Here is a 16,960-nt window from a genome sequence, read left to right on the forward strand (position 1 = left end):
AGTTGGGTACTAATTGTCAACCGTGAGCGTTTTCCATTTGGCACCCACACAGTATCGAAGCGACCCGCATTACTCGCGGTGTAGCGGACAGTATGGCGGATATTTCGGTGGCCCAGATAGTCTTGAATCAGGCGGGTATCGACGCCGTTGTCTGCCAGCGCATAACCACAGGCATGCCTCAACATGTGCGGATTCGCGCATATCGACAATTTTGCTTTCAGACTGGTCTGTCTGATGATCTTATACATTTGCTGGCGCGACATGCGTTGCCCGTGTCGGGAGAGAAACAGCCACTCGGTATTGTCACCCGTTTGCTTATGCGGCGACGCCTTGGATAAATAACTCTGCCGCTCCACCAGCCAGTGGCGAAGCAACTGGATTTCGCGCTCTACCATCGGGTGAATGGTGGAAAACCCGTTTTTCAGGCGCTGGACACGCAGGCTGCGGCTGTTCAAATCCACATCCGACAGTTTCAGATTCAACAGTTCAGAGACACGGAATCCGTGAATAAATCCCATAAATATCATGCAGATATTCCTCTCCGCATGCGCTTGTTTGCCCAGTTCCCTCAGCAGGACTTCGATTTCCGGTTGGGTCAGGTATTTGCGTTTTAACATGGTTTCATCTCCAGAAAATAATGGAAGCCTGTTCCATTAGGCCTTGACGATAGAATAATAAAATGAACCAGTTATTAGTGTTGCTGATTATTTATGATGTGCAAGGTGAGGAGCATTGGAAAAGTAGATGCGACCATTTTGCCAGTTCGTTTTCCCAATTCAGTTGAACTAATGCATTTCCACTATTAATCAAATAACTAAAATTTAATCAAATAACTAAAATTCACTTTCTGCTGCCCCTTCCTCCTGAATAACGCCAACCCACTCTGTGTTAAAAATAAAATATCGACAATTGATTACCGTTTGGATAATTTAACTTTAATTGTTAATTTTACACATAAAATTAAGTTAAATATTCTTATATTTGAATGATGTTTAGTTTTTTTCTGTGAATGTTAAAGAGTTTACAGAGCGAATAACTCCCTTATTTCAAGCAAATGGATCAGATCAAATTTGAGCTGTTAAAGGAGAAATAAACATGTCAATTAACCCCAATCACTCATCAGAAATTTCTCTGCCGATTGGTAATGGCTCCGCCTCCTGCCATACTTCGCCCCTCAGCACCATACAGCAGGCTATCTGGCTGGAACAGGCTATCCGCCCTGATTCATCCAATTACAACATCGGTTTTTTTATCCGCATAGAGGGAAAACTGAATGAAGCCTTGTTCGCACGTGCGTTTGAAGAAGCAGTTCATTACCATGATGCATTGCGTTTACAATTTACCGACATTCATGGGCTCCCCTCTCAAGAGGTTGTGGATACTTGCCCTGCCTCCATGGTCATACGCGATTTTTCACCTTATCCAGATGCAGAAACTCAAACTAAACAACATATCGATGCCACGTTTATACGCCAGTTCCACCTGAATGGAACGCTGTGGAGCTCTGAACTATTGCAGGTCAGCCAGTCTTGCCGTTATTGGCAATTTTGCTGCCATCACTTGCTCAATGATGGTACGGGATTATTCACGCTGCTTAACAATGTGATCAATGCCTACAACTGCCTGATGAGGGAAGAACCATTGAGCTGGAACGCCTTCTCTTATCTGGACTTCGTCCAGAATGAGCGGACTTACCTCGATTCTCAGGCCTATTCGCAGGATTTACAATTTTGGTTGCAGCGTTTTGAAAAACCGCCATCACCATTGCTGTATCCCGTACATGCCGATAAAACCGCAAGGCAGGGGAAAGCCGAAAATATTTTTTGGCAGCTTGAACCAACGATGGCCCGACGCATTGAAACAACCTTTGCCAGACAGGGATTGCCTTTCCTGTATTTTATGTATGCGGTAATTGCCTGCTATTTCGCGCGAACAGCAGGGACAGATGAAATCGTCATCGGCATTCCTGTGCACAATCGAAAAAATGCCCGGCAAAAAAAAACATTGGGGGTGTTTGTATCGGTGATCCCTATCCGGGTGACGGTTGCTCCCGAAGACACGCTCTATGATGTCATGCAAAAGGCTGAGGCCGAATTTAACCAGAGTTATAGACATCAACGTGTTCCCATGACTGAAGTCAGCCGCAGGACGCATATTCAGCAAAAAACCGGCCGTGCCAACCTGTTTGATATTGCATTGTCCATTGAGCTATTTAATGCGGATCTGCATATCGAAGGAGAAGATGCCCAAGTCAAATATTTTGAACTCTACCGGGGCATTCCTCCCTACCCGCTCTCGATTTCGGTAAAACAGTATGCCCTCGGCCTTGGCGATGATAACCCTCCCATAACCATTGAATTTAATTTCTCCACTGATTATCTGAGCGCCGAAGAGATTATGGCGCTGAAATCCCGCCTCGCGGTATTGCTTGATGCGGCCCTTGCATCACCCGATACCCCGATAGCCAATTTGCCGATTTTGCCGGAAGATGAGCGCCAAAAAGTGCTGGCGGATTTCTGCGCCCCCCAGATTGATTTCCCTGAGAATGCAGTAATCCATCAACTGTTCGAAGCACAAGTCAAATCGACTCCCGATGCGATTGCCGCCGTCTTTGAAGATCACTCCCTGAGTTATGACGCATTGAATCGTCACGCCAATCGTTTGGCCCACCAATTGATTGCCTTGGGAGTGCGTCCAGACGATCGGGTGGCGATTTGTGCCGAACGCAGTCTGGATATTGTGATTGGCCTGTTGGGCATCCTTAAGGCGGGCGGTGCCTATGTACCGCTCGATCCGACTTACCCGGCTGAACGGCTGGGCTATATGCTCAATGATTCAGCCCCCGTGGCGCTGATCATTCAACCAGCCACGGCAGAAATGCTGGGCAACCTGCTCTCAATCAGTCATATCCCTACAATCATGCTGGAAGGCGGCAAACTTGATAATAAAGATCAGCCTGCCTTAGATGAAAAATGGGAAGAGAACCCGGACAGTCAGGCTTTAGGGTTAACTTCACGCAATCTCGCTTATGTGATTTATACTTCCGGCTCAACCGGGCAACCCAAGGGGGTTATGGTTGAGCATTTCGGTTTATGTAACTTGATTACCACCCAGCAAAAAATACTTTCCCTTACGCCAAACAGCCGCCTTTTGCAGTTTGTTTCAAATAGTTTCGATGTCTATATCTGGGAATGCTGCATGGCTCTTATGGCGGGAAGCCAGCTCTACCTTGCCAAGCGCGCCGATATCCTGCCCGGTGCAACGTTATCCCGCTATCTGGAAACCCATGCCATTACCCATCTGTTTCTGTCACCCACCGCTTTAGCGGCTATGGATTCCATTCCCGATACATTGCAAGTTTTGATAACCGGCAGTGAAGTTTGTCCGTTAACGCTGGTCAAACGTTGGGCGCACGGGCGACAAATGTTTAATGGCTATGGGCCAACAGAAACCACCATTTGCGCCACTCTCTATCCATGTAACGAGCAAGAAATCAATGCGCCGCCGATTGGGCGCCCCATCGCCAATACTCAGATTTATATTCTGGATAGCCACGGCCAGCCTGTTCCGATTGGCTGCATAGGAGAGATCTACATTGGAGGTGCGGGAGTGACCCGCGGCTACCTCAATCGCCCGGAACTCACGCAGCAAGTTTTCCTGCCAGATCCTTTCTCAACCGTCACCGGAGCACGCATGTACAAAACCGGCGATCTGGCCCGCTGGTTGCCTGACGGCAATATTGAGTACATCAGCCGCAACGATTTTCAAATCAAATTGCGCGGTTACCGGATCGAACTGGGAGAAATTGAAACGCACCTGACACAGTGCGAAGGCGTGCGCGAAGCCGTTGTGATAGACCGGGAAGACAGTTCCGGCCAGAAACGCCTTGTAGCCTACCTGCTCGCAAAGCCAGATGCAGAATTGGTGCCGATACAGTTACGCCAGCAACTCACGCAAAAACTGGCTGACTACATGATCCCCAGTGCTTTCGTGACGCTTGACACTTTCCCGCAAACTCCCAACGGCAAATTGGATCGCCGGGCCTTGCCCGCTCCCGATCAGAGTGCCATCGTAACGTATGGTTATGATGCCCCGGCAAGCCCGGCTGAAATTGCCTTGGCCCAAGGCTGGCAAACGCTGCTGGGACTGGAGAATGTGAGCCGCCATGATCACTTTTTCGAACTCGGCGGGCATTCTCTGATAGCCGTCAGGCTGGTTGAGCAGTTGTACAGTTTAGGATGGTTACTTGATATCCATACGGTGTTCGCGGCACCATTACTGGCGGAAATGGCTAAATCAATGGGGGTTGTTCAGGGCGATACAACTACATTCACTGTGCCTCCCAACCTCATTCCTGCCGATTGCACAGCGATTGCCCCGGACATGCTGACTCTGGTTTCCCTGACGCAAAATGAAATAGATGCCATCATCGCAATGGTTCCCGGTGGGGCTGCCAATATTCAGGATATCTACCCACTCGCGCCATTGCAGGAAGGCATACTGTTCCATTATTTGCTGCAAACGCAGGGAGACACTTACCTCCTGCGCACTCTGTATGCTTTTGACACCCGCAGACGGCTTGATGATTTTCTGGCGGCCTTGCAGCAGGTCATAAACCGCCATGACATTCTGCGCACAGGCATATGCTGGCAAGGATTGACGCATCCGGTGCAAGTTGTGTGGCGTCAGGCATCGCTGCCCATCAATTTATTAACCCCGGATAGCGGAGAAGATGTGTTGTCTCAACTACTGTCGCATACCGATCCTGCCCGGCGCCGTATCGATGTCAGCCAAGCCCCGCTTTTTTCTGCCGATATCGCTTATGAACCCCAGCAGGATGAATGGCTGCTTTCCCTGAGCTTCCATCATTTAGTCAGTGATCACATGACGCTGGAACTTGTCCTCACTGAAATTAACGAACAGCTTGATTCCCATGCCAAACACCAACACGTTCATGTTGAACATTTATCTGAGGCTCTGCCTTACCGGAACTTTGTCGCCCAATCCCTGAGTATGCCGTCAGAAATACACGAAGCCTATTTCCGTGAAGAGCTTGCCGACATAGAAATTTCAACCGCGCCTTTCGGTGTAATGGATGTGCTCAGCGGGGATAGACAGGTAGCAGAAGCCTCACGGATCATGGAACCTGCGCTGGCCACGGCAATCCGGACACAGGCCCGCCGTCAGGGCATCAGCCCCACCGTTTTGTTTCATGTTGCATGGGCACAGGTACTGGCACATACCAGTGGGCAAAATGATGTGGTTTTTGGCACGGTGTTGCTGGGCCGGATGCAGGGAAATGCCGGCATAGAACAAATTATGGGGCTATTTATCAATACACTTCCCGTACGCATTCCATTGGCGGGAAATAGCGTGCAAGAAACATTGCAAGCCACTCATCATCGCCTGATAAAATTACTGGAACATGAGCAGGCACCGCTGGTGCTGGCACAGCGTTGCAGCAGTGTGCCAGCTTCCCAGCCACTTTTCAGTTCGCTGCTCAATTACCGCCACACCACACCGGGTGCCATCCATACCACATTGGAAGGCGTCCGCTTGCTGGAAGTACGGGAAAGGACAAATTATCCCATCATGATGTCCGTAGACGATTTAGGTGATGATTTCAGCTTAATTGCCCAAACGGTTTCAGGCATTGATGCAGAACGCTTAATCGATTATGTCATCACTGCCCTGACAGGATTGGTGGCAGCATTGGATAACGAGCCACAAAAGCCTATCCTGAATATTTCTATTCTGCCTGCCGCAGAACGCCGGCAATTGCTGGTCGATTTCAATGCCACACAAGCTGATTTTCCACACGATGCGTTAATTCACCAATTAGTTGAAGCACAAGTGGCGCAAACTCCCAATGCCACTGCGCTCGTCTGTGACAGACAATCATTCAGTTATGATGAACTGAACCAGCGGGCTAACCGTCTGGCCCATCATTTGGTTGCACTGGGCATGCATCCCGATGATCGGGTGGCAATTTGTGTTGAGCGCAATCTGGAAATGGTGGTAGGGCTGCTTGCCATCCTTAAAGCGGGAGGAGCTTATGTCCCGCTCGATGTTGCTTATCCGGCTGAGCGGCTGGCCTATATGCTGGAAGATTCAGCCCCCGTGCTTGTCCTTACACAAACATCGCTGGCGGATAGATTATTGGCTGATGAATTGTTGGCTGACAAACTGACTCATCTTGCCCCCACGGTGTTCATCGACAGCTTCTTCGAAGATAAAGAATCCCCCATTGAGCCACAATCAAAAAATAATCTGGATGCCAAGCGACTGGGTTTGACATCCCATCATCTGGCTTACGTGATTTATACCTCCGGTTCCACCGGATTACCTAAAGGGGTGGCTATCACTCATCGCAATACAGTCAATTTTCTCACTTGGGCACAACGAACGTTCAGCCAGAAAGCGTTGGCACATACCCTTTTTGCCACCTCATACAGTTTTGATCTGGCGGTGTATGAATGCTTTGCCCCGCTCATTTCTGGTGGCACAGTGCATATTGTTTCCGATGCGTTGTCATTAATCGCGACAGAACGACTTTCGGCAGAACCATTGCCCGAAAAAAGTGATGCCATCAGCCTCATCAATACTGTGCCATCGGCCATTGCCCAATTGCTGGAAACTGACTCCATTCCACCCACCGTTCACACGGTCAATTTGGCCGGTGAAGCATTGAAACCGCATATCGTTGAGCAATTATTCACAAGCTCATCCGTGCAAAATGTATGCAATCTATATGGCCCTTCTGAAACAACAACCTACTCGACCTGGACATGCATGGAGAGAGCTTCCGGTTTTGTTAATCATATCGGCCGCCCCATTGCCAACACCCGGGTCTATATTCTCGACACCCAAGGCCAACCCGCTCCCCTTGGTGTTGCAGGCGAAATTTATATCGCCGGTGCCGGTGTTGCCCGTGGTTATTTGAATCACCCGGAATTGACCGCCGGGCGCTTTCTGATAGATCCGTTCTCATCAGAATTAAATGCGCGTATGTACAAAACCGGTGATTTGGGCCGTTGGTTGCCTGATGGCAATATTGAATACCTCGGCCGCAATGATTTTCAAGTCAAGTTACGCGGTTTCCGTATCGAGCCGGAAGAAATTGAAGCTCGGCTCGCCCAATGTCGGGGAGTGCGTGAAACCATCGTCATGATGCGTGAAGACGAACCGAACCAAAAACGTCTGGTGGCTTATCTGCTGGCAGAATCAGATGTAGAACTGATGCCCGCTGAACTGCGTCAGCAACTTGCCCGGCATTTGGCTGGCTATATGATCCCCAGTGCTTTTGTCATCCTTGAAGCCTTTCCGCTGACACCCAATGGCAAACTCAACCGTAAAGCACTGCCTGTCCCCGATCAGGCAGCAATCGTAACGCATAGCTACGAAGCGCCTGCCGGTAAACTGGAAACCGCGCTGGCTGAAATTTGGCAAACATTATTGGGGCTGGAAAAAGTAGGCCGCCATGACCACTTTTTCGAACTCGGAGGACACTCTCTGCTTGCTGTCCAGCTTATTGCACAGGTGCGCCTGACACTATCGCTGGAACTCTCCTTGCCACAGTTCTTTGCCAACCCTATTTTTGCTGACTTGGCAACAGTGCTGGCAAAGGCTCCCTCCGTGGCTCAATCAACCATTCCCGTCGCCGATCGCAATCAAGCGTTGCCGCTTGCCTTCGCCCAGCAACGCCTGTGGTTTTTGGCTTGCCTCAATTCTACGGCCAATCTGGCTTACCAGATCCCGACAATACTGCGCTTCAACGGGCAACTTAACCATGCCGCATTTGCGGAGGCACTTAACCGCCTTGTCTCCCGGCATGAAATTTTGCGCACTCGCTTTTTACTCATTGATGGGCAGCCATACCAGCACATAGATCCAGCGGATACCGGCTTTGTTTTATCTTATGATGATTTGCGCGGCTCTGACCCGACAACATCTCATGCAACCGCCTACAGAAAACGCCTTGAAGAACAAATAGCCCTCGAAGCGAGAACTCCATTTGATTTCACCAATGAGCCCTCAATTCGTGGTCAGTTACTGCAACTGGCAGATGAAGAACATGTATTTATCCTTACCCAGCACCACATCATTACCGATGGCTGGTCGATAGGAATACTTATCCGTGAATTGGGCGTACTTTACCGGGCAGCCCTTGCAAAACAGGGATCACCTTTACCGCCTTTGCCCATCCAGTACGCCGACTATGCTGTCTGGCAGCAAGAATGGCTGCGGGACGATCGCATCACCGCACAGCAAGATTTCTGGCGGGAGCAACTTCGGGATGCCCCTGCATTACTGACCTTGCCTACCGATCGCCCTCGTCCCCCAGAACAGCGCTATACAGGCAGCTATGTTCCTATCCATCTGGAAACCGGCACATTGAATGCCCTTCAATCCCTTGGGCAGCGTCAGGGCACAACACTATTCATGACACTGCTGGCAGCTTGGGGAGCTGTCCTTGCCCGCTTGAGTGGGCAAGACGATATCGTGATTGGCATACCGGTTGCCAATCGCCCACACAAAGAGTTGGAAGGTGTCATTGGATTTTTCGTCAATACCCTGCCATTGCGCATCAAACTGGAAAATTGCCGCACCGTAGCCCAACTGCTTTCCCATGTCCGTGAGCAGTCACTGACAGCCTATGCACATCAGGATTTGCCGTTTGAACAGTTAGTGGAGAGCCTGCAACCTGAACGTAGCTTGAGCTACAGCCCGATTTTCCAGACCATGCTGGCGTTGAACAATATTCCAACCCAATCGTTTGAATTGCCGGATTTAACCGTTTCATTGATGGAACAGGCGCGCCACTATGCGCATTTTGATTTAACCCTGTCACTCACTGAGACCAGTAACGGTCTTGAAGGCTATTTGGAATATGCCCTAGATTTATTCGATCGGACGACGATTGAGCGTATTGCGGGCCATTTCAATAATGTTTTGGCCGCGATGGCCGCCGATGAAACACGGGACATTGCCCACCTGCCGATGTTATCTGTCGCAGAGCGCCGTCAGTTATTGGTTGATTTTAATGCCCCACAGGCGAACATTTCGCCGGATGCCTTAATTCACGGCTACTTCGAAGCGCAGGTACAACGCACTCCAGATGCAGCCGCAGTCGTATTTGCAGACCAATCCCTGAGCTACCATGAATTAAACTGCCGCGCCAACCAACTGGCACACAGCTTGATAGCCTTCGGTGTACGCCCGGCTGATCGCGTGGCGATTTGTGTTGAACGCAGTGTAGATATGATTATCGGACTGCTCGGGATCTTAAAAGCCGGTGCCGGTTACATCCCCCTTGATCCTGAATACCCTGCTGAGCGCCAGATCTATCAGTTATCAGACAGTAATCCGGTCATATTGCTGACCCAACGACATTTACAGCAGAACCTACACCAAGGTGCATCATCAATTCAGGGATTATCGATCTGGCTATTGGATGATGAAACCCATCAAAGGCGTACCGAGAAGCAGCCTGAACATAACCCTGACAGCAAGCGTCTGGGGCTTCAACCCCACCATCTGGCCTACATTATCTATACTTCGGGTTCAACCGGACACCCTAAAGGCGTTATGGTGGAGCACCGCAATGTTGTGAGCCTGATCCACGCCCAGCGTCAGGTCAGCCATCCTTGTCCGGGGGATCGCGTTTTACAATTTGTGACCGTCGCGTTTGATATTTCAGTGTCAGATATTTTCCCGACACTGGCATCTGGAGCGACATTAATCCTGCGTCCACCCCATATCAAAGTGCCGAATCACACGTTTATCGATTTCCTGCGTGAACAAGCCATCACCATCATTAATATTCCAACCGCATTCTGGCATCATTGGGTGCAAGAAATGATGGCCGGAAGCTGTGGTTTCAGCCCCTGCCTGCACACGGTGATTGTTGGCGGCGATAAAGTCGAGCACCGCTACCTGAGAGATTGGCTGTCTCACCCAGCAACGCAGTCCTGCCGCTGGTTCAACGCTTACGGCCCCACAGAGATAACGGTCACTGCCAGTGTATTGTTGGTTGATCACCGTAATATTTCGACCATCAACGACAATATTCCAATTGGCCGCCCGCTCTCCAATACCTGCATCTATATTTTGGATAAATTCGGTCAGCCGGTTCCTGTCGGTGTGTGCGGAGAAATTTATATCGGTGGCATGGGGGTCTCCCGTGGTTATTCGAACCAGCCAGAGCTGACAGCCGAAAGGTTTGTCGCCGATCCATTCAGCAAATATCCCAATGCGCGTATGTATAAAACCGGTGATCTGGCTCGTTGGCGACTTGACGGTAATATTGAATACCTTGGCCGCAATGATTTTCAGGTCAAAATTCGTGGCTTCCGGATTGAACTGGGAGAAATTGAGACCAGACTGCTGCAATGCCGCGGTGTTCGTGAAGCTATCGTACTTGCCCGCCAAGATCTTTCCGATCACTCTATTTCCGCTAAAACAGCGATTGCCGATAAAAATAGCGCCACTAAAACAATAGAGGGAGAAAAACGCCTTGTTGCCTACCTGCTCGCTGAACCTGATGTGAAATTAACACCGGCAGAGCTACGCCAACAACTGGCACAACACCTTGCCGAATACATGCTGCCCAGCGCTTTTGTGATACTTGATGCCTTCCCATTGGCACCCAATGGAAAAATTGACCGTCAGGCGCTACCGATGCCAGATCACACCGCGCTTGTGACCCGTGCTTATGCACCGCCCGCCGGCAGTACAGAAATGGCGCTGGCGGAAATTTGGCAGACATTATTGGGATTGGATAAGGTGAGCCGTTACGATCATTTCTTTGAACTCGGCGGCCATTCACTGATGATAGTCAGTCTGATAGAGCGGCTGCGTAACCAAGGGCTGGGGCTGGATATCCGAGCCGTGTTTACCGCTCCGGTACTGGCAGATATGGCGAAAGCCGTACGCTCTAGCAATGACAAATCACAGATCTCTTTCGTGCCCCCTAATCTCATTCCTGATAACTGCAACACTATTACCCCCGATATGTTGCCTCTCATCTCCTTAACGCAGCACGAGATTGATGCCATTGCGGCAACCGTACCCGGCGGTTCTGCCAATATTCAGGATATCTACCCACTGGCACCACTTCAGGAAGGCATGCTGTTTCATCATCTTCTGCAAACACAAGGAGATACCTATCTGCTGCATGTCATGCTGACATTCGATACCCGTGAACGCCTCGATGCTTTTCTGGCTGCTTTTCAGCAAACCATCGACCGCCACGATATCCTGCGGACAGCCATCTGTTGGCAAAACGTATCCCAGCCGGTACAAGTCGTTTGGCGTCAGGCTTCCTTGCACGTCAATACATTTGTTCCGGACAATATTCCAGATAATAAAGCAGACAGCGATAAAGACGTTCAGTCTCAGTTGAAGGCATACACAGATCCGCACCGACATCGCATTGATATCACTCAGGCTCCGCTCTTCTCTGCCGATATCGCCTACGATCCGCATCAAGGAAAATGGTTACTGGCCTTGTGCAGCCATCACATCATCAATGATCATGTCTCGCTGGATCTGATCACCACTGAAATCCATCAACTTCTGTACCCACATTCCGGCCAGTTATCACTTGAAGATTCATGTGCGCCGCAATTTTCTCCATTGCTGCCTTACCGTGATTTTATCAGTCAGTCCCTGCGTGTACCTGCATCTGAACATGAAACCTACTTCCATGATGTACTTGCTGACGTAGATACGCCAACCGCCCCTTTCGGCATTTTGGATACTTACAGCAGCAACAAAACCATCACAGAGGCCATAAAGTTACTGAATGCCTCATTGTCGAGGGAAATCCGCAAACAGGCACGTTGCCAAGGGGTCAGTCCCGGGGTATTGTTCCATGTTGCTTGGGCACAAGTCGTGGCAAAACTCAGTGGGCGGGATGATGTCGTTTTCGGCACCGTTTTACTGGGACGCATGCAAAGCAATGCTGACATCACGCGGACGCCGGGGCTGTTTATCAATACCCTGCCCATACGGCTCCGACTTGGCGGGAACAGTGTGCAAACAGTCGTACAAGCAACTTACCGCAGCTTGACCCGATTACTGGATCATGAACAGGCATCACTGGCATTGGCTCAATCTTGCAGTGGCGTAAAATCACCTCTGCCACTCTTTACTGCGTTGCTCAACTATCGTCACAGTCCGTCAGATACGACCCGCGATACCTGGGAAGGCATAGAATTGGTAACAGCACAGGAAACGACGAATTATCCTCTCTATCTGGCGGTGGATGATTTGGGCAAAGGTTTCCGGCTGGCTGCCCAGACGGTGCAAGACATTGAACCGGAGCGCATGCTCGCCCATATGACCATCGCGCTGACGGGGCTGGTTAAGGCATTGGAAACTGAGCCGGGCTCCCCTATCATCGATATTCCTGTTTTATCCATTACTGAGCATCGACAATTACAGATAGATTTCCCGCAAGAGCCGTTCATTCCGGTTCAAGCAGTGATTGAATCATTCGATCATGAAGCACCAACAGGTGATACAGAAACGTTACTGGCTGAGATTTGGCAGCAATTACTGAAACGGGATCAAATCAGCCGACACGACAATTTTTTCACACTCGGTGGACATTCGCTGTTGGCAATACAGTTGCTGTCCCGTATGCATGAACAAGGCATGCAAATCCCGTTAACGACGTTATTTACTCACCCGACCTTATGTGAATTGGCTGTGGTTGTGGCGAGTTCTTGATTTCCATCCTAAAGGCTTTGTCTCTTGATCTCCGGTTAGAGATCAAGAGACGGCCATTGTTGTGTTCACCAATAGCTGTTCAGGGCGATAAAACCGTTTGTTATTGGATCATCAGTGTTTAGGTGGCCAAATTCAGCAATCCACTACATTGGGTTGGTTGGAAAAATACAGATGGCTTTGGAAGAGCTGCGAACTAAAGTTGAATATTAGTCTGCAAATCATTAATTTAACCTTTTGGGTTATATTATTAGAAAGATCCTTGACAGACTCATAGATTGATTTATTTTTATTATTCTATTCAAATAATAAGAAAGAGGAGTGGAATATTATGAATACTCAAGAAATAATACTTCATAATGGTATAAGAATGCCGAATATTGGTTTAGGCGTATATAAGACAGAAGATGGAGTGATAGTAAAACAGGCTGTTAAAAAAGCGCTCGAAACAGGATATAGAATGATTGATACGGCTGCAATCTATAAAAATGAGACTGGAGTTGGAGAAGCTATTCTGGAATCTAATGTTGCTCGTGAAAATCTATTTATTACTACTAAATTATGGAATGATGATCAAGGATATGAATCCACCCTTAAAGCGTTTGATTTAAGTTTAAAAAAATTACAATTAGAATATCTGGATTTATATTTAATCCATTGGCCTGTCCATGGTAAGTATGTAGAAACATATCGTGCTTTTGAAAAACTATATCAAGAAGGAAGAGTACGTGCTATTGGCGTTTGTAATTTCCATGTTCACCATTTAGAACATTTAATGGCAAATTCAAAAATCAAACCGATGGTTAATCAAATCGAACTACATCCTATGCTTGCACAATTTGAACTACGTCATTTTTGTCAAAAAGAAAAAATTCAAGTAGAGGCATGGTCTCCTTTAATGCAGGGTGGAGAAATACTAGCAAATCCAATAATTACAAATATCGCTAAAAAATATGAAAAATCACCTGCACAAGTGATTCTGCGTTGGAATATTCAAAATAATATTATAACAATTCCAAAATCTATTACTCCATCACGCATTGTTGAAAATTTTAATATATTTGATTTTTCATTAACTAAAAACGAAATGATGAAAATCAATACACTTGATTGCAATAAACGAGTAGGAACAAACCCAGAAAAGTATGATCTTGTGTAAAGAGAAGATAGTATAACACCTTAACCTGAGATCGGTTTATACACTTCGTCTTTCAGGCCGCCTCTTTGTTGGCTGCGCTCCCCCCCAGTCACATAGATATCTATGCTCCTGGGAATTTATTCCCTTACCGCCGCGATGTAACTTGAAATCCATTGCGTATAAGCCATTACTTGAAATGCTGTTTATTCAGTATTAGTGATATTCAGTAATGGCTTTTTCGGTTTCAGGTAATAGGCAACCAGACGTATTATTTATTTTCCAATAATCAATAGAATCTCTGTTTAAATCTATTTTTCCATCTGGGCATTCAACTCTTAATTTCGCTCTAGGATATGCGTTAGGTTCTATATTTTCTGAGATGATAATTTTTGGAATTTTTAATCGAACCCAAGACTCATTCTTAATGAGAATGCTTTATTGTTGAAGCTAACATATAAAAAAACAGAAAACTGCACAATGTATATTACAAAATCAATGAGTTAATTCCAAATACAATCTTCCTTTTCCACATTATAAACATCCATATTTTCTTCAAAATTCACTTTTTTACCTCTTTTATTTATATATGTAAATCCATAATACCTTGCTCCTTGTGAAATAACTGTATATGAGCCATTAAATTCCCCTTTAATTGTTTCATTCCATACGGTTTCATACTGAAATGGTCTGCCTTCAGATAACATTTCAGAAACTTCCTTCACCAAATAAATTGGTATGGCCATATGGGAATTCTCATACTTAACATAGCCAACTCTGGCATTGTCTTTTTTTGAATACATATCTACAAATTTTATATTGATTGGTTTTTTAGTATCAGAGGTAAAACAACCAATCGATATAGACCACTCGGATGCATATGCATTGGTAGATAATATAATAAACATTAACGATATGGTTTTTTTATACATTTTAAAATTCACCAACATTCTCATTGTTTTGCTTTCATTAATTATAACACTGTAATACTTTATATAACTATCTTTTTTATTGAAAAATAAAAACAGACACCAATAAGTCTGCCATTCTTACAAAAACATTTTCTAATTATAAAAATTAAATAACCAACACCATTTTACACATTCCATACTACCTAAAATCTCACCTCAATTCATATTGAGGTGAGCTAAATGAACTACATTAATTATATTATTTACAGGATTTTCTAGTTAAAAATTATATTGTCTATTTTTTGATAATCAATATGGCTTGTATTGTAATTTATTTCCCCATTTGGGTATTTTACAAAAGAATTTCTACCTGAAATGAAAACATGAGTAACCTTTGATTCATTTAATTTCGGACTATAATAAATATAACCATTAGTATTTTTGGGTAATGACATATTATATTTCTCACCTCTATGTGGCGATATAAAGAAAACTCTTTCATATTTTTCTGATATTTTTTCATATACAGGATATATTCGTTCAATGTAATTAATAGATGTGTTTGATTTAACTTTATTGTTATCGTTTTCTATCTTAATGAATAAATTTGAACTCTCACTGAGTTCAACATCTTTATTGATAAAGCGATTTTTATCGTAAATGAGACCAATAACGATCTGATTTAGCTTCCAGTCGCACCAACCCCCGCCATTTAATGGGATCTTGGTTTCAAAATTATTATTTCCTTTATTTTCAATATCCCATACTGTTTTTGATTTTTTATCCTGGTGATTAACTTTTGTGTAAGCAGCATTTAAAGACATTTTCGTACACTTTGTAGATATATATTCAACTCGAACTCTAGGGAGAGTGTTGGATGGGGATTTGCTAGAAAAAATAATTGATTCCCCTTCATTTTTAGTATTCAGTGGAAAATATCTATCCAGTTTAGAGTCTAATATTTCTCCACACCCAACTAAAAAGGGAGATAAAATTAATATAGAAGTTAATTTCATGTATTTCATAAATTGTTCCATATACGATTTTTACCTATGGAAAAATAATTAATTGTTATTAAAGTGAGTTCCAGCTAGGCTATATCTTGTATCTTAACAATTACTGTAAAACTATTGTAACGGATAATGTAATTATTTGAGAATTCATACAGCCTAAGCATCATTTCTGTCTCTATAATAGATGAATACAAGATAATAAATTAATTCAAGGAACCTTGGTGTATTTACCTTAGTTCCTTATTACCATATTTAACAATAAATCACTCCCATTGTGATTTATTATTAATTTTCCAATACTCAATGCGATCGTTACCTAAATCTATTTTTCCATTTGGATACTCGATTCTTGAATTTCCTCTGGGGTATACATCAGGAGGGTTTTCTGAAACAATTATTTTTGGCATTTTTGATTCATCTAAAGTAGGCATGTAGGTTATTTTCCACTCACTCCCTGATATTAGCTTTAACCCAAACGAAGTTGCTCCCCCAGACTCGCCATATAAGCCTATTTTATTAGGGGAATCATAATCCTTTCTGAGAAAAGGATAAATGGTTGGTTTATAATTAATAGAGTTTACCAACTCTTTCATTTCTTTTGGTTTTTGTGCATCATTTATATAAACCGTTATACCTGTTCCTGTATAGGGTTCAGCATTTTTCATTAAATGAGTAACATCATTATACATAATTACTAACATAATAGTATTAATATGCCATTGGCACCAACCTCCTCCTTGAAAAGGTATTTTTTCCTTAAAATAACCCGTAGAAGGATTAACTGAAATACTCACATCATCCCCACGATGCCTAAGGGTATGGTAAAGGTCACCACCAGCAGTATTGTGTGTAGACAGGCATTTATTTGAGATATACCTTCTCTTCAAGATAGGAGTAGTATTTGGAGGAATAACTCCTTCTACTGTGATCCATTGATTTTCTTTAGGTGGTAAAAATGGTTCAGACTTATCTTTATAAGTTTGCCAAGAGCCCGAAATTGAATTAGATAGGAAATCGCACCCTGTCAGGAAAAAAGTAACTGGCAATAATATCAACGTTATCAACTTTATCATAATGGCTAAGATTCCTGATTTTTAAAGGCTCTAATTTTTGATTAGAGCGCAAAAAAACACTAAAACATAACATATCTTGCATTCACATAATAAGTG

At 45.3% G+C, this 16,960-nt stretch carries 6 protein-coding genes; 2 read left to right on the plus strand and 4 right to left on the minus strand.

All coding sequences use genetic code 11. The features are described 5' to 3' along the window. Window positions 1–617, minus strand: a 617-nt coding sequence (locus FE392_RS19330; RefSeq protein ID WP_319931774.1) for a tyrosine-type DNA invertase, incomplete at its 3' end; no start/stop codon positions are given. A 478-nt stretch (window positions 618–1,095) separates the two neighbouring features. On the opposite strand from FE392_RS19330, the gene FE392_RS19335 reads away from it, so the two are divergent. Together FE392_RS19335 and FE392_RS19340 are read left to right on the plus strand one after the other, a co-directional pair. Further along, window positions 1,096–12,735: a non-ribosomal peptide synthetase gene (locus FE392_RS19335; protein WP_319931775.1), complete on the plus strand. Its 11,640-nt coding sequence runs from the start codon at window positions 1,096–1,098 to the stop codon at window positions 12,733–12,735. Between the two features lie 328 nt (window positions 12,736–13,063). Then, the gene (locus tag FE392_RS19340) at window positions 13,064–13,891 is read left to right on the plus strand and encodes an aldo/keto reductase (RefSeq protein WP_319931776.1); all 828 of its coding nucleotides are present in this window, start codon (window positions 13,064–13,066) and stop codon (window positions 13,889–13,891) included. 479 nt (window positions 13,892–14,370) lie between these two features. Here the strand turns inward: FE392_RS19340 and FE392_RS19345 are convergent, their stop codons facing one another. The 3 genes from FE392_RS19345 to FE392_RS19355 form a co-directional block, all read right to left on the minus strand. Beyond that, entirely contained in the window at window positions 14,371–14,799 is a 429-nt protein-coding gene (locus FE392_RS19345) for a hypothetical protein (RefSeq protein ID WP_319931777.1), read from the minus strand. A gap of 254 nt (window positions 14,800–15,053) precedes the next feature. Further along, window positions 15,054–15,803 carry a hypothetical protein gene (locus FE392_RS19350; protein WP_319931778.1) on the minus strand — a complete coding sequence of 250 codons (750 nt, stop codon included), beginning with the start codon at window positions 15,801–15,803 and terminating at the stop codon, window positions 15,054–15,056. A gap of 251 nt (window positions 15,804–16,054) precedes the next feature. Continuing rightward, a complete protein-coding gene (locus FE392_RS19355) occupies window positions 16,055–16,864 on the minus strand; it encodes a hypothetical protein (RefSeq protein ID WP_319931779.1) in 810 nt (269 codons plus the stop codon). Window positions 16,865–16,960 lie beyond the last annotated feature (96 nt).

The sequence above is a fragment of the Xenorhabdus santafensis genome, from assembly GCF_033949405.1.
GTDB classification, from domain to species: Bacteria; Pseudomonadota; Gammaproteobacteria; order Enterobacterales; family Enterobacteriaceae; genus Xenorhabdus; species Xenorhabdus santafensis.